The sequence below is a fragment of the Aeromonas sp. MR19 genome, assembly GCF_963899305.1.
Lineage (GTDB): Bacteria > Pseudomonadota > Gammaproteobacteria > Enterobacterales > Aeromonadaceae > Aeromonas > Aeromonas bestiarum.
In genome coordinates, this window is the sequence record NZ_CAWQWZ010000011.1 from 55,851 (window position 1) to 77,124 (window position 21,274).

Annotated in this window: 16 protein-coding genes; 7 read left to right on the top strand and 9 right to left on the bottom strand. The window is 59.7% G+C overall.

The window, feature by feature from the left end:
* Positions 1-161 precede the first annotated feature (161 nt).
* The 3 genes from AACQ95_RS06055 (at position 162) to AACQ95_RS06065 (ending at position 3,611) form a co-directional block, all read left to right on the top strand.
* A complete protein-coding gene (locus AACQ95_RS06055) occupies positions 162-560 on the top strand; it encodes a hypothetical protein (RefSeq protein WP_241278057.1) in 399 nt (132 codons plus the stop codon).
* A 142-nt stretch (positions 561-702) separates the two neighbouring features.
* The gene (locus tag AACQ95_RS06060) at positions 703-1,956 is read left to right on the top strand and encodes an Arm DNA-binding domain-containing protein (protein WP_241278058.1); all 1,254 of its coding nucleotides are present in this window, start codon (positions 703-705) and stop codon (positions 1,954-1,956) included.
* A 62-nt stretch (positions 1,957-2,018) separates the two neighbouring features.
* Positions 2,019-3,611, top strand: a complete 1,593-nt coding sequence (locus tag AACQ95_RS06065) for an ABC-F family ATPase (protein ID WP_043555498.1) — start codon at positions 2,019-2,021, stop codon at positions 3,609-3,611.
* A 234-nt stretch (positions 3,612-3,845) separates the two neighbouring features.
* On the opposite strand, the gene ppiD is transcribed toward AACQ95_RS06065, so the two are convergent.
* The 6 genes from ppiD to tig all read right to left on the bottom strand — a co-directional run bounded on the left by ppiD (position 3,846) and on the right by tig (position 12,286).
* On the bottom strand, positions 3,846-5,759 hold the full coding sequence (ppiD, locus tag AACQ95_RS06070) for a peptidylprolyl isomerase (RefSeq protein WP_043136317.1): 1,914 nt from the start codon (positions 5,757-5,759) through the stop codon (positions 3,846-3,848).
* A gap of 152 nt (positions 5,760-5,911) precedes the next feature.
* Positions 5,912-6,184 (bottom strand): nucleoid-associated protein HU-beta, encoded by a 273-nt coding sequence (gene hupB / locus AACQ95_RS06075; RefSeq protein ID WP_005315375.1) that lies wholly within the window; start codon positions 6,182-6,184, stop codon positions 5,912-5,914.
* A 240-nt stretch (positions 6,185-6,424) separates the two neighbouring features.
* Positions 6,425-8,779 carry an endopeptidase La gene (lon, locus tag AACQ95_RS06080; protein ID WP_043136319.1) on the bottom strand — a complete coding sequence of 785 codons (2,355 nt, stop codon included), beginning with the start codon at positions 8,777-8,779 and terminating at the stop codon, positions 6,425-6,427.
* Positions 8,780-8,920: 141 nt separating this feature from the next.
* Positions 8,921-10,195 (bottom strand): ATP-dependent protease ATP-binding subunit ClpX, encoded by a 1,275-nt coding sequence (gene clpX, locus AACQ95_RS06085; RefSeq protein WP_042037414.1) that lies wholly within the window; start codon positions 10,193-10,195, stop codon positions 8,921-8,923.
* Positions 10,196-10,265: 70 nt separating this feature from the next.
* On the bottom strand, positions 10,266-10,889 hold the full coding sequence (clpP, locus tag AACQ95_RS06090; RefSeq protein ID WP_042871569.1) for an ATP-dependent Clp endopeptidase proteolytic subunit ClpP: 624 nt from the start codon (positions 10,887-10,889) through the stop codon (positions 10,266-10,268).
* An 86-nt stretch (positions 10,890-10,975) separates the two neighbouring features.
* A complete protein-coding gene (gene tig, locus AACQ95_RS06095; protein WP_043555496.1) occupies positions 10,976-12,286 on the bottom strand; it encodes a trigger factor in 1,311 nt (436 codons plus the stop codon).
* A gap of 428 nt (positions 12,287-12,714) precedes the next feature.
* Here tig and AACQ95_RS06100 point away from each other — a divergent pair, with 428 nt between their 5' ends.
* A complete protein-coding gene (locus tag AACQ95_RS06100; RefSeq protein WP_011898663.1) occupies positions 12,715-13,149 on the top strand; it encodes a YccF domain-containing protein in 435 nt (144 codons plus the stop codon).
* A gap of 94 nt (positions 13,150-13,243) precedes the next feature.
* Positions 13,244-13,834, top strand: a complete 591-nt coding sequence (yfbR, locus tag AACQ95_RS06105; protein WP_241278059.1) for a 5'-deoxynucleotidase — start codon at positions 13,244-13,246, stop codon at positions 13,832-13,834.
* Between the two features lie 88 nt (positions 13,835-13,922).
* Here the strand turns inward: yfbR and lolE are convergent, their stop codons facing one another.
* The 3 genes from lolE to AACQ95_RS06120 are packed head-to-tail and all read right to left on the bottom strand — an operon-like array spanning position 13,923 to position 17,141.
* Positions 13,923-15,164: a lipoprotein-releasing ABC transporter permease subunit LolE gene (gene lolE, locus AACQ95_RS06110; RefSeq protein ID WP_043555493.1), complete on the bottom strand. Its 1,242-nt coding sequence runs from the start codon at positions 15,162-15,164 to the stop codon at positions 13,923-13,925.
* On the bottom strand, positions 15,164-15,862 hold the full coding sequence (lolD, locus tag AACQ95_RS06115) for a lipoprotein-releasing ABC transporter ATP-binding protein LolD (RefSeq protein ID WP_241278060.1): 699 nt from the start codon (positions 15,860-15,862) through the stop codon (positions 15,164-15,166). Before lolD ends, lolE begins: the two co-directional genes overlap by 1 nt.
* A gap of 43 nt (positions 15,863-15,905) precedes the next feature.
* Complete coding sequence (locus tag AACQ95_RS06120) at positions 15,906-17,141, bottom strand: lipoprotein-releasing ABC transporter permease subunit (protein ID WP_098984206.1); 1,236 nt, start codon at positions 17,139-17,141, stop codon at positions 15,906-15,908.
* A gap of 76 nt (positions 17,142-17,217) precedes the next feature.
* On the opposite strand from AACQ95_RS06120, the gene AACQ95_RS06125 reads away from it, so the two are divergent.
* Positions 17,218-17,793: a PilZ domain-containing protein gene (locus tag AACQ95_RS06125; RefSeq protein ID WP_042871557.1), complete on the top strand. Its 576-nt coding sequence runs from the start codon at positions 17,218-17,220 to the stop codon at positions 17,791-17,793.
* A gap of 9 nt (positions 17,794-17,802) precedes the next feature.
* Positions 17,803-21,267: a transcription-repair coupling factor gene (gene mfd / locus AACQ95_RS06130; protein WP_043136341.1), complete on the top strand. Its 3,465-nt coding sequence runs from the start codon at positions 17,803-17,805 to the stop codon at positions 21,265-21,267.
* Positions 21,268-21,274: the final 7 nt, after the last annotated feature.

Below are 21,274 nucleotides of genomic sequence, written 5' to 3' on the forward strand. Positions count from 1 at the left end.
TACCATTTCGGCGAGTGCGGGATCCTGGTTATATCGGGTACCGCGGCTGGAGGGCATAGCTAGAGAACCAGCTTTGAGTTCCCAAATTTCCAGGAGCTCAAATGACGGCCCTTCCTTCAATCCAATTGGCGCCCCATCCTCAAGAACAGGAGGGCCACGCCATGCAACAACTGCAACTAACCATCGACCAAGACAGCCAGCTGCTCAATGATCTGGTCAGCACCGTACGCTCCCCCACCCTTTCCCGATCGGCCAAGCTCGCCGAGATCGGCCGCATCCTGGCTCACTTCGATCTGCCTATCGAAGCGCCCCGGATTGCCGGCCAGCTCTGGAGCGCCACCGAGCTGGGGGTCAGCGCACAAGCTATCGGCCGGCTCGCCAACCTGCACAAGTTGAAAACTCCGGAGTTTGGAGAGTTCCGCCTTGACCAAGCGTCACACTCACGCAAACAAGTTCAAACCTTCTACTACAACACCCGCGGGCGTTACCGGCTCGCGGAGATGCTTAAATCGAGGACCACATGCGACACAACTACATCTACCCCTGCGCTCGATGGATAAGACCGCGCCTATTCGAAGCACTCACAGGAATGACAGAAAAGGCTGCCGAGGGCCGTCGCCTTAAAGGTGAATGGGCAGAGGGAGTGATCTGGAAATATGGCCCTGACGGACAGGTTCGCTACAGCATTGAGGAGTACGACAAGTGGGTAGAGTCAACGCAGTAGATAACCTGATCACCCTGGTAGCAGGACTGACTGGGATAGAGGTGCACGGCAACAAACTGCGACTGTGTTTCAGCTACAAGGGCCACCGCTGCCGTGAAGTCCTCAATATCCCCCTGACCAAGGCTAACGTCAAATTCGCAGCAAACAAACTTGCTGCGATTAAACACGAGATCGCACTGGGCAATTTCGACTATGCCAAGCACTTCCCCAACTCCAAGTCCTTCATACGCCTAGGTGTGAAAAATACCACCAGGATGACCCTGTCTGAAGCCATCACAGCGTTCATCGAGAGCGTAGGCCCGACAGTCGGTATCTCGACCAAACGCTCATACCTCAGCGCCTTTCGCAGAATGACCCTCCTGCTTGGCCAAGAAATGCGTATCGCCGACTTGTTGCCTATGCATATCGAGAGACTGCGCAACGACTTGCTCAGTGATTGCCAACCAAGATCAGTCAAAACCTACCTAGGGCATGTGGGGAACTTACTGCACTGGGCAGCCAGAAATGAGCTTATCGAAAGAGAATTTGATGTCCGCGTCCATGCTGCAAAGTTAAGTGCAGGAAAGAGCGCAGACCCTTTTGAGCACTGGGAGTTTCAAAAGCTGCTGGAGGTGACCTCTAATAAGCAATTCAGGAACATGCTGCTGGTGCTGGCCTATACCGGTATCCGCCCCGGTGAGTTACGCGCTCTAAGCTGGGAGGATGTCGATGTAGAGCGGCGCGTGCTCCACATCCGGCGCAACATCACTCAGCAGAAGATGCAATTCAAACTGCCGAAGACCAATCGCACACGAATAGTGCATCTGATGCCGCCGGCGCTGGCCGCATTACAGGAACAATTGAAGATAACTGGGGCACTTTCGGACGCAAAGATTGACATGCACTTGCCAGGTGGCATGATCGTGCGCCAAACATTGCGCCCAGTATTTCGTCCAACCAAGCTTGTACCAGGTAGACCACCGTTTTACTCCGCAGTTTTCCTGGTGGCTCCATGGCGAGCAGCAATCAAAAAGTCAGGGGTTCGGTATCGTCGTGCCTATCAACTTCGGCATACTTTTGCCAGTTGGAATATTACTGCTCACGGAAATCTTGCGTTCATAGCTGAACAAATGGGCCACAGCTCAGCAAGGATGTTGCAAGAGGTCTATGGAAAATGGATCGAATCCGCCAGCCGCAGTGAGGCCGACTTGATCTGGAGTGCAATGCAAAAAAATGGGCATTTGCCCCAATAGCGCCCCAAAGTTTCTAACCAGTGCAATAATGCATTGATAATTAAGGATTTTATTTAAACCCTATGTTAAGCAGCAACAATATCACCATGCAATTCGGCGCCAAGCCGCTGTTCGAGAACATCAACGTCAAGTTTGGCGGCGGCAACCGCTATGGCCTGATTGGCGCCAACGGCTGTGGCAAGTCCACCTTCATGAAGATCCTCGGTGGCGACCTTGAGCCCACTGGCGGTAATGTGAGCCTGGACGTCAATGAGCGCATCGGTAAGCTGCGCCAGGATCAGTTCGCCTACGAAGAGATGCGCGTGCTGGACGTGGTCATGATGGGCCACAACGAGCTGTGGGCCGCCATCGCCGAGCGCGATGCCATCTACGCCAACCTGGAAGCCACCGACGACGACTACATGAAGGCCGCCGAGCTGGAAGGCCTGGTCGCCGAGTATGACGGTTACACCGCCGAGGCCCGCGCAGGCGAGCTGCTGCTGGGTGCCGGCATTCCCATCGAGCTGCACAACGGCCCCATGAGCGAAGTGGCACCGGGCTGGAAGCTGCGGGTGCTGCTGGCACAGGCGCTGTTCTCCAATCCCGACATCCTGCTGCTGGACGAACCGACCAACAACCTGGACATCAACACCATTCGCTGGCTGGAGCAGGTGCTGAACGATCGTGAAAGTACCATGATCATCATCTCTCACGACCGTCACTTCCTGAACTCCGTCTGCACCCACATGGCGGATCTGGACTACGGCGAGCTGCGCGTCTACCCGGGCAACTACGACGACTACATGACGGCGGCCACCCAGGCCCGCGAGCGTCTGATCTCCGACAACGCCAAGAAGAAGGCCCAGATCGCCGATCTGCAATCCTTCGTCTCCCGTTTCAGCGCCAACGCCTCCAAGTCGAGCCAGGCCACCTCCCGCCTCAAGCAGATCGACAAGATCAAGATCGAGGAAGTGAAGGTCTCCAGCCGTCAGAACCCCTTCATCCGCTTCGAGCAGGAGAAGAAGCTCTACCGCAACATCCTGGAAGTGGAAGGCGTTGCCAAGGGCTACGGTGAAGCGCCCCTGTTCAAGGGCCTGAGCATGATGCTGGAAGTGGGCGAGAAGGTCGCCATTCTGGGTACCAACGGTATCGGTAAATCCACCCTGATCAAGACCCTCATGGGCGAGCTGGCACCGGACAGCGGCACCATCAAGTGGTCCGAAAACGCCCAGATCGGCTACTACGCCCAGGATCACGCCGAGGACTTCGACACCGATCTCAACGTGTTCGACTGGATGGCCCAGTGGAAACAGGCCAACGAAGACGAGCAGGCGGTGCGCTCTGTGCTCGGTCGTCTGCTGTTCACCCAGGACGACATCAAGAAGCCGGTCAAGGTACTCTCCGGTGGCGAGCAGGGTCGCATGCTGTTCGGCAAGCTGATGATGCAGCGTCCCAACATCCTGATCATGGATGAGCCGACCAACCACCTGGACATGGAATCCATCGAATCCTTGAACCTGGCGCTGGAGATGTATCAGGGGACCCTGATCTTCGTCTCCCACGACCGTGAGTTCGTGTCGTCCCTGGCGACCCGCATCATGGAGCTGACCGAGAACGGCATCCGCGACTTCGGCGGTACCTACGAGGATTACCTGCGCACTCAGGGCGTGGTATAAGCCTCGCCAGCCAGGCGATTGAATAGAAAAAACCGGCAAGCGATTGCCGGTTTTTTTATGGCCGGGATAGTCCCCTGCTGACGATCAACCTTGCTCTGCGCTGCAACGCAGCCAACGCAGCCAACGCAGCCAACGCAGCCAACGCAGCCAGGATAACGACCTCAGCACCACTCCTGCAGATAAAAAAACGGCCCCATCACGGGGCCGTTTTCAATGGGTTGCAACCGGTCGGGTTTATTCGACTGTGGCTTCCACATCGGTGAAGTACTCGATCTTGGCAGCTTTGCGCAGCTCGTCGATCAGCGACTTGTAGCTCACCTGAGCCTTGCCCTGGCCAAGCTGACCTTGCAGCAGGCTGACCATCTGGGACGGCTCCTTGGTCACGTTGACCTTGTCCAGGGCCACCACAACGCGATCGCCATTGGCTTCGGTCACCAGCTCGACGCTCGGCTTTCCATCCTGCGGATGAGGCATGCGGAACGCCTGGGCCAACAGGTTCTGATCCATCTCCTGAGTGAAGCGGGCAACGCCCTTGTGCGTCTCCACCTTCAGACCCAGTGCAGTCAGATCGGCCTGGATGTTCTCACCGGCCTTCAGCTTGTCCAGCAGACCCTGCGCCTTGCCACGGGCCACTTCACTGGCCTTGTCGTGCTTGATGGCAGCAATCACCTGCTCCTTGATCTCCGCCAGCGGTTTGGCCGCTTTCGGTTGATGGCCGGTGATGTGCATGACCAGGGCCTTGCCATCCGCCAGCTCGATCACGTCGGAGTTGGTGTTGTCATCGCGCAGTTGCTCGGAGAAGGCTGTGGACAGCGCCTTGGGATCATTGAGCGGTGCCGGCGCATCGGCCTGACTGAAGTAGTCAGAGGAGATGACCTTCAGACCCATGGCATCGGCGGTCAAATCCAGCGAATCCGGGTTCTCGAAGCTGCTGTCAGCCATCTTCTGCTGCTCGGCAAAGAACAGCTCCTTGGCCTTGTCAGCTTGCAGACGGCTGATGGTCTCTGCTTTCACATCGGCAAACGGCTTGGTCTGGGCAGCTTCAACGCCCAGCAGCTTGATGACGTGGAAGCCGAACGGGCTCTTCACCACGGTGGAGAGATCGCCCGCCTTGGCCAGCGCGAAGGCCGCCTTCTCGAACGCCGGATCCATCACCCCTTTCTCGAACCAGTCGAGCTCACCACCCTTCTTGGCGGAGAAGGTGTCGGAGGAGTTGGCCTTGGCCAGCACGGCAAAATCATCGCCCCCCTTGGCCTGTGCCAGCAGGGCGTCAGCCTTCTGCTCGGCCGCCTTCTCGTCCTTGCCAAACGGGATCAGGATATGCGCCACGTGACGACGCTCGGCACGCTGGAACAGGTCCTGGTGCTGATCGTAGTAATCCTGGGCATCCTGCTCGGTGACCTTGATATCCTTGCCGAGGGTGGCGGCATCCAGCAGCAGATAGTCGACCTTGACCTTCTCGTCGTTCATGAAACGGGCGCTGTTGGTCTTGTAGTATTGATCCACTTCCTCATCGGAGACTTGAACATCCCCCATGTAGGCGGCGGCAGCCAGACGCACCAGGCGCAGATCCCGGGTCTGGTTGTAGATCCGGTCGAGCTGCTCGGCTTCACCCTTGAGTGCAAATTCGGAGCCCAGCAAGGCGCCCATCAGCTGCTGACGCACCATGTCCTGGCGCAGAGAGTCACGGAACATCTCGGGGGTCATGCCGGCACGACGAATCAGCTGCAGGTAGCGGTCATTGTTGAATTTGCCATCTTCGGCAAACTCCGGCATGGCGACGATGGCCTGCTTGATCTGCTCATCGCTGACGCGCAGACCCAGCTCGCGGGCCTTGCTGTCAAACAGGGCCTGATCGATCAGCCGGTCCAGCACACCGCGGCGGAACTGCTTCATGTAATCGGGATTGGCGGCCAACTGGCTGAAAGACTCCCCCATTTGGGATTCCATGCGGGCCCGCTCGTTGCGATAGGCATTTTCCAGCGCAGCCGAGCTGATCTCATTGCCGTTGACGGTGGCGGGGGCGGTACGTGCCGGGCCATTGAGGTAGCTACCTACACCGGCCAAGGCAAAGGAGAGGATGATCAGGCCCAAGATAACCTTGGCTACCTTGCCCTGCGCCCCTTCGCGTAGTTTATCCAACATCATGTTTGTACTTATGCTCCCGAACTCGATGGGCGTAAATAATGAAAAGGCGCACCGATTGCGATGCGCCTTGGTCAATCAGTATGAGGGAGAGCCCTCTCACTTGTCTGGTCTGCGACCAAGGACGGTGGCCGATGTGATATCAGCGCCCGGACTTAGTTGACAGCGTCTTTCAGGGCCTTACCGGCTTTGAAGGCAGGAACTTTACCAGCGGCGATTTCGATGGTCGCGCCAGTTTGCGGGTTACGGCCAGAACGGGCAGCACGCTCGCGCACGGCGAAAGTACCGAAACCCACCAGAGCAACCTGGTCACCCTCTTTCAGGGCTTCACCAACGGCGTCAATGAAAGCATCCAGCGCACGGCCAGCAGCGGCTTTGGAGATATCAGCACCGTCTGCAATCTTGTCAATCAGTTGAGATTTATTCACTCTTATATTCCCCTTTTATCGAACATCGCTGCGGCGCCGATTTCCCTGGCCACAACAAGTGGAGGTTTTATAGCAAGCCTCCTGATCAGTTGCAAGTGACAATCTAGCGCAAACCCGCGCCACATCACGCATTGCGACTCATCATGAGTACCCGATCGGTGGTCAAGGCTACTTCCGTTACCCGGCGCATGCAAGCCTTAACCACCCCCCGAATGCGCCAAATTTGCGGCGCATCAACATTTACACGACAGAAACGCGCTCAAACCCCTGCGGATTGTCCTGCAACGCCAGTTCCAGCACCTCGTCAATCCAGCGAACCGGATAGATTTCAAGGTCTTGTTTGACGTTGTCCGGGATCTCCTCGAGGTCCCGCTCGTTCTCTTTCGGGATCAGCACACGCTTGATGCCACCGCGATGCGCCGCCAGCAGCTTCTCTTTGAGACCGCCGATGGGCAAGACTTCGCCGCGCAAGGTGATTTCCCCCGTCATGGCCACATCAGCACGGACCGGATTGCCGGTCAAGCTGGAGACCAGGGCGGTACACATGGCGATACCGGCGCTCGGACCGTCTTTCGGGGTCGCCCCTTCCGGCACGTGCACGTGGATATCGCGCTTCTCGTAGAAGTCCGCATTGATGCGCAGCTTCTCGGCACGGGCCCGCACCACCGTCATGGCGGCCTGGATGGACTCCTGCATCACGTCACCGAGCGAACCGGTGTAGGTGAGCTTGCCCTTGCCCGGCATGTTGGTGGTCTCGATGGTGAGCAGATCGCCCCCCACTTCGGTCCACGCCAGACCACATACCTGACCCACCTGGTTCTGGTCGGTGGCCTTGCCGTAATCGAAACGCTGTACCCCGAGGAACTCCTTGAGGTTGGCCTGATTGACCTGAACATGCTTGATGCTCTTGTCCAGCAGGATGCGCTTGACCGCCTTGCGACAAATCTTGGAGATCTCGCGCTCCAGATTCCGCACCCCCGCCTCGCGGGTGTAGTAGCGGATCACCCCGACCAGGGCAGAATCTTCGATGGTGATCTCGGACTCTTTCAGGCCGTTGCGCTGGATCTGCTTGGCAACCAGATGCTGCTTGGCAATGTTGAGCTTCTCGTCTTCGGTGTAACCGGAGAGACGGATCACTTCCATCCGGTCCAGCAGCGGACCCGGGATGTTCATGGAGTTGGAGGTGGCCACGAACATCACGTCCGACAGGTCATAATCCACTTCCAGGTAGTGATCGTTGAAGCTGTTGTTCTGTTCCGGATCCAGCACTTCCAGCAAGGCGGAAGCGGGATCGCCGCGCATGTCCGAGCTCATCTTGTCGATTTCATCGAGCAGGAACAGCGGGTTCTTCACGCCAACCTTCGCCATCTTCTGGATCAGCTTGCCGGGCATGGAACCGATATAGGTACGACGGTGACCGCGGATCTCCGCCTCGTCACGCACGCCGCCGAGCGCCATGCGCACGTACTTGCGACCGGTCGCCTTGGCGATGGACTGGCCCAGCGAGGTCTTGCCCACACCGGGAGGCCCGACCAGACAGAGGATGGGGCCCTTGAGCTTGTTCACCCGCGCCTGCACCGCCAGATACTCGAGGATGCGATCCTTGACCTTCTCCAGGCCAAAGTGATCCGCGTCCAGCACCTCTTGCGCCTTGCCAAGGTCTTTCTTGACCTTGGAACGCGCCTTCCACGGCACCTGCACCATCCAGTCGACGTAGCTGCGCACTACGGTGGCTTCGGCAGACATGGGAGACATCATCTTCAGCTTGGAGAGCTCGGCCTGGGCCTTGTCACGGGCCTCCTCCGGCATCCCCGCCTCTTCAATCTTGCGATTGAGGGCTTCGAATTCATCCGGGCTGTCTTCCAGCTCACCCAGCTCTTTCTGGATGGCCTTCATCTGCTCGTTGAGGTAGTACTCACGCTGGCTCTTCTCCATCTGCTTCTTGACGCGAGTGCGGATGCGTTTCTCGACCTGCAGCAGGTCAATCTCCGACTCCATCATCGCCATCAGAAACTCGATGCGCTCGGACACAGAGGCGATTTCCAGCACCTTCTGCTTGTCTTCGAGCTTGAGCGGCATGTGCGCGGCCATGGTATCGGCCAGACGCGCAGCGTCGTCGATCGCCGAAATCGAGGTCAGTACCTCGGGCGGGATCTTCTTGTTGAGCTTGATATAGCCTTCAAACTGACCGATGGCGGAGCGCACCAGCACATCCTGGTCCTTCTCGTCGATGGCAGTGGAGGCGATGTACTGCGCCTCACCGACGAAGAAGTCCTTGTCATCGATCATCCGCTCAAGACGGGCACGCTGGCCACCCTCCACCAGCACCTTGACGGTGCCATCCGGCAGCTTGAGCATCTGCAGAATATTGGCCACTGTCCCGACGGAGAAGATCTCCTCGACCGTCGGCTCATCGGTTGATGCGTCCTTCTGGGCCACCAGCAGAACTTTCTTGTCCTGCTCCATGGCCGCTTCCAGACAGCGAATGGATTTTTCCCGCCCCACAAAGAGTGGAATGACCATGTGGGGGTAAACCACCACGTCACGAAGAGGCAGGACGGGAATCTCGATGCGTTCTGAACGCTCTAGGTTCATATATGTCCTCTCGGCTTGTTATACCGTTGGCAAAGCGCTTGGCTGAGTATATGGGGGCGCAGAGATGAGATTCAATCGCCGAAACCGTAAAAAGCATGAAAGGGGCAAAAAGCCCCTTTCATTTGATTAAAAATCAGACTGTTACTCTGATGCAGCGGCCTGGGTCTCGGGATTTTCGTAGATCATCAAGGGCGCGGAGTCCCCTTTGATCACCGTCTCGTCGATCACCACCTTGCTGACGCCATCCAGAGAAGGCAGGTCATACATGGTATCGAGCAGCACGGCTTCCACTATGGATCTCAGACCACGGGCACCGGTTTTCCGCTCCATCGCCTTGCGCGCAATGGCGTTCAAGGCGTCGTCACGGAACTCCAGCTCCACCCCTTCCAGATCGAACAACGCGGCATATTGCTTGGTCAGCGCGTTTTTCGGCTCTTTCAGGATCTGGATGAGGGCAGCCTCGTCCAGTTCGGTCAGGGTCGCGACCACGGGCAGACGACCGATGAACTCGGGGATCAGACCGTATTTGATCAGATCTTCCGGCTCCACCTTGGCGAAGTTCTCGCTCAGGGTCGCTCTGGCATTCTTGGATTTGACGTCAGCGCCAAACCCTATGCCGGTGCCCTTGACGGAACGCTGCTCGATGACCTTGTCCAGACCGGCAAAGGCGCCACCACAGATGAAGAGGATCTTGGAGGTATCGACCTGCAAGAACTCCTGCTGCGGGTGCTTGCGTCCACCTTGCGGCGGGACGGAAGCAATAGTGCCTTCGATCAGCTTGAGCAGGGCCTGCTGCACCCCTTCCCCGGACACGTCGCGGGTGATGGAGGGGTTGTCTGACTTGCGGGAGATCTTGTCGATCTCGTCGATGTAGACGATGCCACGCTGGGCCTTCTCTACGTCGTAGTCACACTTTTGCAGCAGCTTCTGGATGATGTTCTCCACGTCTTCGCCCACATAACCGGCTTCGGTCAGGGTGGTGGCGTCGGCCATGGTGAAGGGCACATCCAGCAGACGAGCGAGTGTCTCGGCCAGCAGGGTCTTGCCGCTACCGGTCGGGCCAATCAGCAGAATGTTGGACTTGCCCAGCTCCACACCACCGGCTTCGCTGCTGTTGCGCAGACGCTTGTAGTGGTTGTAGACGGCGACGGCCAACACCTTCTTGGCATATTCCTGCCCGATCACATAGTCATCCAGGTGAGCACGGATTTCATGAGGGGTCGGCAGCTCGCTACCATCGCGCTTGGGAGAGATCTCGCGGATCTCTTCGCGGATGATGTCGTTGCACAGCTCGACACACTCATCACATATGTAGACGGAAGGGCCAGCGATCAGCTTGCGCACTTCATGCTGGCTTTTGCCGCAAAAAGAGCAGTAGAGCAGCTTATCACCCTCACCCTTGCGTTTTTCTGTCATTCAGCAACCTCGTTTTATCAATAGAGGATGGATCGTCCTGTTGAGTTTACAACAGTCCGGGACACCCTGCTCAGCCGCGCTGGCTCAGGATACCGTCTACCAGGCCATAGGCCACGGCTTGATCGGCCGACATGAAATTGTCACGGTCGGTATCACGCTCTATGGTGGCCATGTCCTGTCCGGTGTGGAAGGCCAGACGATCGTTCAGGGTATTCTTGATCTTCAGGATCTCCTGGGCATGGATCTGGATGTCAGATGCCTGGCCCTGGAAACCGCCCAACGGCTGATGGATCATCACGCGGGCATTGGGCAGGCAGAAACGCTTGCCCTTGGCACCACCGGCCAGCAGGAAGGCGCCCATGGAGCAGGCCTGCCCCATGCAAACTGTACTGACATCCGGCTTGATGAACTGCATGGTGTCATAAATGGACATGCCGGCCGTGACGGCACCACCCGGAGAGTTGATGTAGATGCTGATGTCCTGATCAGGGTTCTCTGACTCCAGGAACAGCAGCTGGGCTACCACCAGATTCGCCATGTGATCCTCGACCTGACCGGTCAGGAAGATCACCCGCTCCTTCAGCAGACGAGAATAGATGTCGTAGGAACGCTCCCCTTTTGCAGTTTGCTCTACCACCATGGGGATGAGCGCATTGCGTGGGGATTCAGTCACATCGTTATAGTTCTTGTACATAAGGCATTGTCCCTAAAATAAAATGGCCCGAGTGGAGATCACACGAGCCATTATACTTAACAGTCTTGACCTTAAGTCAAATGTTCTTAGGCAGCGGCACCGGACTTGTTGATCACTTCGTCAAAGGCAACTTCTTTCTCGCTCACTTGCGCCTTGGACAGGATCAGGTCGATGGCTTGATCTTCAACCGCCAGATTGCGCACGCCATTCAGCATTTGCTCATTCTTCTGGTAGTACTCGATCACTTCCTTCGGATCTTCGTAGGCAGTGGCCATGGACTCGATGATGCTGGTCACGCGGGCATCGTCAGCCTTGATCTCGTTGGTGCGGATGACGTCACCCAGCAGCAGACCTACGCGAACACGACGCTCGGCCTGGGCCTGGAACAGCTCGGCCGGCAGCTCAGGTGCGTTGCCGCCCTGGAAACCACCGAAACGCTGCAGGGCCTGTTGACGCAGGGTATCGATTTCCTGAGCAACGGCAGCCTTCGGCAGATCGATCTGGTTGGCTTCAACCAGGCCGTTCAGCACTTGCTCTTTCACGCTGTTTTTCAGGGCTTGAGCCAGTTCGCGCTCCATGTTCTTGCGCACTTCGGCTTTCAGCTCTTCAACGTTGCCGCTCTCGATGCCGAAACGCTTGACGAACTCTTCGGTCAGCTCAGGCAGGATCTGCTCTTCAACCTTGTTCAGCTTGGAGGCAAACTTGGCCGCCTTGCCTTTCAGGTTTTCGGCGTGGTAGTCAGCCGGGAAGGTCACGTCTATGGTGAACTCGTCGCCTGCTTTCTTGCCCATGATGGCGTCTTCGAAGCCAGGGATCATGCGGCCGGCACCCAGTACCAGGTTGAAGCCTTCGGCTTTGCCGCCGTCGAACTCTTCACCGTCGATGGAACCGATGAAGTCCATGGTCACACGCATGCCATCGGCAGCGGCGGCATCAACATCAGCCCAGGTGGCGTGCTGCTTGCGCAGGGTGTCGATCATGTTGGCCAGATCTTCATCCTTGACGGTCGCAACCGGCTTCTCGACCTTGATGGTCTCGAGGCCAGCCACTTCAAACTCGGGGTACACTTCGAAAGTGGCGCTGAATACGAAGTCCTGACCTTCCTGAATCTCTTTCGGATCCATGGTCGGGGCACCGGCCGGGCTCAGTTTGTTTTCGATGATGGCCTTGATGAAGTTGCTCTGCATCATTTCATCAGCAACGCGAGCGTGAGCCATGGCACCGAACATCTTCTTGATGATGGTTACCGGAGCCTTGCCAGGACGGAAACCGTCGATACGGCGGGTTTTGGCCAGGCCATTCAATTCTTTACGCACGGCAGCGTCAACGGTAGCAGCCGGTACAGTGATGGTAAGACGGCGTTCCAGACCCTGGGTTGTCTCTACAGAAACTTGCATTCTTTTACCTCGTTCAACTCAGCACTGTGTGCTGACCCTTATTGCCCCTGGGCAAAGCCCGGAGTCTTCCTGTTTATAAAGACAACGACTGTCTTTGTGATGAGAAAATATGACGCGACATTATAGCGGCGCACTTTGGTCGAGTCGAGCCACACATCCCCCAACGGGGGTGCCGATGGCACAATTCGCGCAAATCTGACTCTTATATGGGGAAGCCCAGGCCCGACTTCAAGCGCGCAATGCACAAGAATTTGCACTTGCTCACCTTTTTTCGCGCAAAGGCCTACTTTTTCACCTCATTTCCCGCTAAAAAGCCACCCGGTTCGCAGGCTGCGACCCAAATTGTCCACCCCATCACATCAACCATTGCGTCCATGGCTGCTGCTCGCTATGGTGACAGCCAAATTTATGAGTCTGGAGTGACCAACATGGCCTTTTTCCGCTTCTTGTTTAACCTGCTCTGGTTTGTACTGGGGGGCGTCTTCATGGGGCTGGCCTGGTGGCTGGCCGGGCTGCTCTGCTTTGTCTCGCTGATCGGGATCCCCTGGGGTCGCGCCTGCTTCGTCATCGGCACCTTCACCTTCTTCCCGTTTGGCAAGCAGGCGGTGAGCCGCAAGAGCATGACGGGGCAGAGTGACATAGGCACAGGTACCCTGGGGCTGATTGGCAACATCCTCTGGTTCCTGGTGATCGGGATCTGGCTGGCCATCGGCCACATCGCCTCGGCGCTTGCCTGCTTCGTGACCATCATAGGTATCCCGTTCGGCATCCAGCACCTCAAGCTGGCGCTGATTGCCCTTGCCCCCATAGGGCAGATGGTGGTGACCAACCACGAAGCCGAATCCGGTCGCTACATTCGCTGAGCACCACGAAAATCGCACAGGCAAGCTGCCTGCGCCGCAAAAAAAGGGCAGACTAGGGTCTGCCCTTTTTCATTGCCACCATCCGAGGCCTGCCATGCTTTCCAGCCACTTTTTCGCCAATCTCGCCCGCATGAAGCTCATCTATCGCTGGCCGCTGATGCGCAACATACAACCCGAAAACATCGCCGAGCACAGCCTGCAGGTAGCCATGGTGGCCCACGCCCTCGGGCTCATCCACAATCGGCTGTTTGGGGGCAAGGTCGATGCGGATCGCGCCGCCGTGATGGCGCTCTATCACGACAGCAGCGAGGTGCTGACCGGCGATCTGCCGACCCCGGTCAAGTACTTCAATCCCGAAATTGCCCGGGAGTACAAGAAGATAGAGCTGGCCGCCGAGCAGCGCCTGCTGGCCATGCTGCCGCCGGAACTGGTGGAGGATTTTCGCCCCCTGCTGGACTCGGGCGCGCAGGATGCCGAGCTGGCCCGGCTGGTGAAGGATGCCGATACCCTCTGCGCCTATACCAAGTGTCTGGAGGAGATCAACGCTGGCAACCGGGAGTTCGAACCGGCGCGCAAGCGCCTCGAAGCCATGCTGGAAGCAAGGATGAGCCCGCAGATGCGCTACTTCACCGACGTCTTCGTGGCCAGCTTCTCGCTGCCGCTGGATGAGCTAAACGCCCACTAAGTCAGTCCAAACGACCAGAAAACAGAAGGGCCCGCCGGTTTGCACCGGCGGGCCCTTCGTTCTTTATCAGCCAATCAGCTGCCGTGCATCAATGTCCCAGCTCCCGGGACGGCACCAGGCCACTCGCCCGCCAGGCAGGGTAAAGCGTCGCCAGCAGGCTCATCAGCATGGCCGCGCCGGTCACGATCAGCAGATCCTGCATGTGCAGTTCGGTCGGCAGGAAGTCGATGAAGTAGATGTCGGGGTTGAGGAACCTGTGGCCTATCAGCCCCTCGATGAAGCTCAGGATCTGGGTCAGCTTGCTGGAGAGCAGGCCGCCGAGCAGGGCCCCGAGCAAGGCGCCGAGCACCCCGTTCACCATGCCCTGAATGACGAAAGTGAGCCGGATCTGGCCCGGGCTCGCCCCCATGGTCTTCAAGATGGCGATCTCGCTGCGCTTCTCGTTCACCGCCATCACCAGGGTGGAGACTATGTTGAAGCAGGCCACCGCCACCACCATCAGCATCACCACGTACATGACGGTACGCACCATCTGGATGTCCTGATAGAGATAGCCCTGGCGGCTCATCCAGCTGCTGATGTAGACGTAGTGCGGGAATTTCTGGGCGGCGGCCACAGTGATGGACTGCGCCTTGAGCACGTCGTTCACCTTGAGGCTGAAGCCCTCCACCGCACTGCCCATGCCGGTGATGGCCTGGGCATCGGCCAGGTGCATAAAGCCCAACACGCCATCTAATTGGCCGCCGATCTCCAGCAGTCCCACCACCTTGAGGGATTCCCGTTTCGGGTTCTTGATGGCGGACGCATCGCCCGCCTGGGGCAGCAAGAGGGCGACCGTATCCCCGATGGTGACCCCCAGCTTGTCGGCTATGGTCTTGCCGAGAATGAGCCCGTGCTCACCGGCCTGCAGCTCGCGCAGACCGCGCCCCGTCATGTACTTGCCCGCATCGGACAGATTGGCTTCGAGCTCGGGCAGCACGGCGCGCACCTGCAATCCCTTGAGGGCATTGCCGTGCTCCAGCAACCCATCGAGCCGGATGACGGGCGCGGCGGCTTCCACGCCGGGCTGGGCCAGCAGGTAATCCCGCAACTTGGGCCAATTGGGCAACGGTGCCTCCATCCCCATCAGCTCGCCATGAGGCACCACTGAGAGCACCCTGTCTTTGAGCTCCCGCTCAAACCCGTTCATGGCAGACAAGCCCAGAATGAGCGCCATCACCCCGAGGGCGATACCGATGAGAGAGGAGGCGGAAATAAAGGCGATGAAGCCGTTGCGACGACGGGAGCGGCTGTAACGCAGGCCCAGAAACAGGGGCAGCGGTTTGAACATCAGGCGACCTCCGCCATGATGCCGCTCACCAGGGTCACCCGCCGATGGAGCTTGGCAGCCAGGCTGAGATCATGGGTGACCACCACAAATGCCGTGCCCAGCTCGCGGTTGAGCTCGCACAAGAGCTCGTAGACGGCGGTGGCGCTGGCGTGATCCAGGTTGCCGGTGGGCTCGTCCGCCAGCACCAGGCTCGGCTCATTGACCAGGGCGCGGGCGATGGCCACCCTCTGGCGTTCGCCACCCGAGAGCTCGGAGGGTCTGTGATTCAGGCGATGGGAGAGCCCCACCCGCCCCAGCATGCGTGTCGCCTTGTCGGTGGCGCTGGCCACAGACTCGCCGGCGATCAGCAGCGGCATGGCGGTGTTCTCCAGCGCGGTGAACTCGGCGAGCAGGTGGTGGAACTGGTAGACGAAGCCCAGCTCCTGATTGCGAAACTTCGCCTGAGTGCGACTGTCCCAGTGATGGATATCCTGCCCCTTGAACAGCACGGCGCCGCTCGACGGATTGTCCAGCGCTCCCATCAGGTGCAGCAGCGTGGTCTTGCCCGAGCCCGAACTGCCCACCACCGCCAGCATTTCGCTGGGGGCGACGGACAAGTCGATCCCCTTGAGCACCTGGGTCTCCAGCTCGCCCTCTTTATAGACATGATTCAGTGCCTGGCAACGCAGCAGAGGTTCACAGGAGAAGGGTTCATTCATAAACGGGGCTCCACTAACGCCGGATGTAACAAGAGAAGATGAATTATTCATAACGCAGCGCCTCGGCCGGTTTCACCCGCGCCGCACGGGCCGCAGGGTAGAGGGTGGCGCTGAAGCTGAGCAGCACGGCCCCCAGCAAGATGGTGATGACCTGAGCCGGCTCCACTATCACCGGCAGACCGCTGCCACCGGCCGTCATGTAGAGGTTGAGCCCCACCGCATCGAGCAGGGGATTTAGGCCAAGCGAGAGGCCGAGCCCGGCCAGACCGCCGAGCAGGGCGCCGATCACACCGCTGGAGGCGCCGAGCACCATGAAGATCTTGACTATCCCTGCCTCGCTCATGCCCATGGTGCGCAAGATGGCCACCTCCCCTTCCTTGTCGGTGACCACCATCACCAGGGCGGAGAGGATGTTGAAGGTGGCGACCGCGATGATCAGCACCAGCATCAGCCCCATCATGCGCTTCTCCATGGCAACGGCCTGGAACAGCTCGCCGCGCTCGCGGCGCCAGTCCTGCCACTCCAGTCCGTCCGGCAGCGCCGTCTTGATCACCTGATCGGCAGCGAAGGGATCGTCCAGCCAGAGCCGAATGCCGCCGACGGTTTCTGTCGGCAGGCGCAGCAGACGCTGGGCATCCCCCAGCGCGATCAGCGCGACCTGGCTGTCCACGTCGGCACCAACCCCGAAGATCCCGGAGACGGTAAACAGCCGCTGGGCCGGCACCCGGCCAAAGGGGGTAAAACGGGTGCCTTCGGTCAGGATCAGACGAACCTGATCGCCCATGGAGACCTTGAGGCGATTGGCCACCCCCTGCCCCAGCACTATGTGGTATTCACCGCGCTGCAGGCTGTCGAGGCGCCCCATCTGCATCTGGGCGTGCAGTATGTCATCCTTTGGCCAGCGGGCCGGATCTATGCCCTGCACGCTGACGCCGGTGAGCTGACCCGGGCTCTGCAGCATGCCTTCGCTGTCGAGCATGGGGGCGCTGGCGATCACATGGGGCAATTTGGCCAGATCGGGCAAGCCTGCGGGCTGGGCGTCGATGCGGCCAGCCTGATTGGTCACCACCACATGGGGGATCACCCCCAGGATGCGCCCCTTGAGCTGCCCCTCGAAGCCGTTCATCACAGAGATGACCACCATCAGGGCCGCGACCCCGATGGCGATACCAAAGGTGGAGAACAGGGAGATGAATGAAACGAAGCGGTTACTGCGTCGTGAGCCTGCGTAGCGAAGGCCTATGGCCAGCGACAGCGGCTGAAAAAGTCCAGTCTTCAAGGATATCTACGTTGCCAACAAAATAAGATACCGGATAATAAAGGGAAACCGTCCATGACAACAAGGGATAGCCTCCATGCAGGAACAGTTCTTCAGCGTCACCCATGCCACCCCGGTCAATGTGATCCCCATGCCCGGTGACTTTCATCTACCGACGCTGGAGGCACTGGAAGCCGAACTGCCCGAACCCTTTCGCATCGCCTCCTCCATCACCTCCATCGACATGGTGACCAGTCGCCTGATGCGCAACCAGAACGAGTCGATGCACGACCTGGTGGAGATAGTCAATCAGCAGTCCCGCAAGATCGACATGATCATGGGCTATGTGCTGTCGGTGCAGGATCACCCCGAGCATCGCTTCCACACCCTGCGCTTTGGCGCCGGCCAGCTCACTTACCTGCATCCACGCCAGGGTCATGGCGAGCCGCCGCACCTGCACCAGATAGTGCGGCTCAAGATCTTCCTGCGGGAAGAGGCTTCCGCCATCTACTGCTACGGCCAGGTCAAGCAGCTGGAACCGAGCGAGCACGGCATGCACGTGGTGCTCGACTATGTGCGGATCCGCGAGGATGACCGCGAACTGCTGGTGCGTGCCAGCCTGCATGTGCAATCCAAGCAACTCAAACTTCGTGCGCAAGACCGCCAACGTTAAAAGAATCGAATGATGCCAATGAAGCTTCCCGCCTTGCCCGCCAAGGCGGGCCAAAAGTTAACGCTCGGCCAGTTGACAGGCAGCAGCCTCTCGCTGGTTGCCGCCCGCCTCACCCAGGAGGCCGACCGCCCCGTCCTGCTGGTGACCGCCGATACCCCGAGTGCCCTGCGCCTCGAGCAGGAGCTGCAGTTCCTGCTGGCAGATCAGGGCTTGCCTGTGCTGATGTTCCCGGACTGGGAAACCCTGCCCTACGACACCTTCTCTCCCCATCAGGACATCATCTCCCAGCGCCTCGAGACCCTCTACAAGCTGCCGCAGATGAGCGCCGGCGTGCTGATCGTGCCCATCTCCACCCTGATGCTGCGCTGCGCCCCCCGGGTCTATCTCGACAAGTACAGCCTGATGGTGAAGGCCGGCCAGCGTCTCAACCTGCAACAGTTGCGGGGGCGCCTGGCCGAAGCCGGCTACGTGGCGGTGGAGCAGGTGCTGGAGCACGGGGAATTCGCCGCCCGTGGCTCACTGCTCGATCTCTTCCCCATGGGCAGCAACAGCCCCTATCGCATCGACTTTTTCGATGACGAGGTGGACTCCATACGCCCGTTCGATCCCGAGACCCAGCGCTCCAGCGAACCGGTCAAGACGGTCAGCCTGCTGCCGGCCCGGGAGTTTCCCACCGACGAGGCCGCCATTGAGCTGTTTCGCGGCCAATTTCGCGAACAATTCGAGCTGTCGCGCGCCGAGGGCTCCGTCTATCAGGAGGTGAGCAAGGGGCGCTGGCCTGCCGGCATCGAATACTATCTGCCGCTCTTCTTCAGCCAGACCGCCAGCCTGTTCGATTATCTGCCGGACAACACCCTGCTGCTCACAGTGGGGGATATCTATCCCGCGGCCCAGCGATTCTGGAACGACATAGGCCAGCGCTATGAGGACAGACGCTGGGACAACACCCGCCCGCTGCTGCCCCCTCCACAGATCTACCTGCCGGTGGAGCAGCTGTTTGCGGCGCTGGGCCACTATGGCGCCGTGCGGTTACAGGAGGCTGCCACCGACGGCGGGGCTGGCCAGCGGGATCTCCCTATAGCCCCCCTGCCCGACCTGCAGCTCGATCACAGCAAGGAGCAGCCCATGCTGGCGCTGGGCCAGTTCCTGGACAGCTTCACGGGCCGCACCCTGTTTGCGGTGGAATCCGAAGGGCGCCGGGAAGTGCTCGGCGATCTGCTGGCACGAATATCCTTGCAACCCAAGGAGTTCGCCTCCCTCGAGGCCTTCATGGCGAGCAAGGCGCGCCACGGCCTGCTGGTGGCGCCACTGGAGCGAGGCTTCCTGCTGCAGGAGAGCGGCAAGGACGCGCTCGCCCTCATCACAGAGACCGAGCTGCTGGGGGGCAAGGTCCGCAGCAAACGCGCGCGGGAGAAGAGCAAGAACCTGAGCTCGGACGCCGTGATCCGCAACCTCGGCGAGCTGACCCAGGGCCAGCCTGTGGTGCACCTGGATCACGGCGTCGGCCGTTATCTCGGCCTCGAGACCATAGATGCCGGCGGTCTGCCCACCGAGTTCCTGACCCTGGAATATGCCGGTGGCGACAAGCTGTTCGTGCCGGTGACCAGCCTGCACCTTATCAGCCGTTATACGGGTTCTGACAACCCGCCCAGCCACAAGCTCGGCGGTGAGGCCTGGGTCAAGGCGCGGCGCAAGGCGGCGGAGAAGGTGCGCGATGTGGCGGCCGAGCTGCTGGATGTGTACGCCCTGCGGGCGGCCCGTCACGGTTTTGCCTTCCAGCACGACAGGGAGGCCTACCGCCAGTTTGCCGCCGGTTTCCCGTTCGAGGAGACAGAAGATCAGCTCAACGCTATCAACGCTGTGCTGGGGGACATGTGTCAGGCCAAGAGCATGGACCGGCTGGTATGCGGCGACGTGGGCTTTGGCAAGACTGAAGTGGCGATGCGGGCCGCCTTCGTGGCGGTCCATGGCGGCAAGCAGGTGGCCGTACTGGTGCCGACCACCCTGCTCGCCCAGCAGCACTACGACAACTTCCGCGATCGCTTCGCCAACTGGCCGGTGCGGGTCGAGGTGTTGAGCCGCTTCCGCTCCGCCAAGGAGCAGAATGCCGTCATGAAAGAGCTGCGCGAGGGCAAGGTCGACATCATCATAGGCACCCACAAACTCTTGGGTTCAGAGCTCACCTTCAAGGATCTGGGGCTGCTGGTCGTCGATGAGGAGCACAGATTCGGAGTACGCCAGAAGGAGAAGATCAAGGCGCTGCGGGCCGACGTGGATATCCTCACCCTCACGGCGACGCCGATCCCGCGCACCCTCAACATGGCGATGGCCGGCATGCGGGATCTCTCCATCATAGCCACCCCGCCCGCCAAGCGGCTCGCCATCAAGACCTTCGTTCGCCAGCAGGAGCCCGCCGTCACCCGCGAGGCCGTGCTGCGTGAACTCAAGCGCGGCGGCCAGGTCTACTACCTGCACAACGACGTGGAGAGCATCGAAAAATGCGCCAGCGATCTCGCCGAGCTGGTGCCCGAGGCGCGCATCGGCATCGCCCACGGCCAGATGCGCGAGCGCGATCTCGAGCGAGTCATGTCGGACTTCTATCACCAGCGCTTCAGCCTGCTGGTCTGCACCACCATCATAGAGACCGGCATAGACGTGCCGAGTGCCAACACCATCATCATGGACCGCGCCGATCATCTGGGGCTGGCCCAGCTGCACCAGCTGCGGGGCCGGGTTGGCCGCTCCCACCACCAGGCCTATGCCTACCTGCTCACCCCCCATCCCAAGCTGATGAGCAAGGATGCGGTCAAGCGGCTCGAGGCCATCGCCTCGCTCGAAGATCTCGGTGCCGGCTTCGCGCTGGCGACCCACGATCTGGAGATCCGGGGCGCCGGCGAGCTGCTGGGCGACGATCAGAGCGGCCAGATCGAATCGGTCGGCTTCACCCTCTACATGGAGATGCTGGAGCAGGCGGTCGAGGCGCTGAAAAATGGCAAGGAGCCATCGCTGGAACAGCTGATGAGCCAGCACACCGAAGTGGAGCTGCGCCTGCCCGCGCTCTTGCCGGACGACTACATACCGGACGTCAACATGCGCCTCTCCATGTACAAGCGCATCGCCAGCGCGGCGGACGAGCAGGAGCTGCGCGAGTTGAAGGTGGAGCTGATAGATCGCTTCGGCCTGCTGCCGGAGGCAACCAAAACCCTGATGGAGCTGGCCGCCTTCCGCCAGCGTGCCACGGCGCTGGGCATTCGCCGGGTGGAGATGAGCGAGCGCGGCGGTTACCTGGACTTCACCCAGGAGACCCGGGTCAACCCTGGCTATCTGGTCAAGCTGCTCTCCGAGCAGCCGCGCATCTACAAGATGGATGGGCCGACCCGCTTGCGCTTCCAGGTGCCGACCCCGGACCGCGCCATGCGCCTGAAACTGGTGGATGGCTTGCTGGCGGATCTTGCCAGCCATACCAGTCACTGAGGCAAGC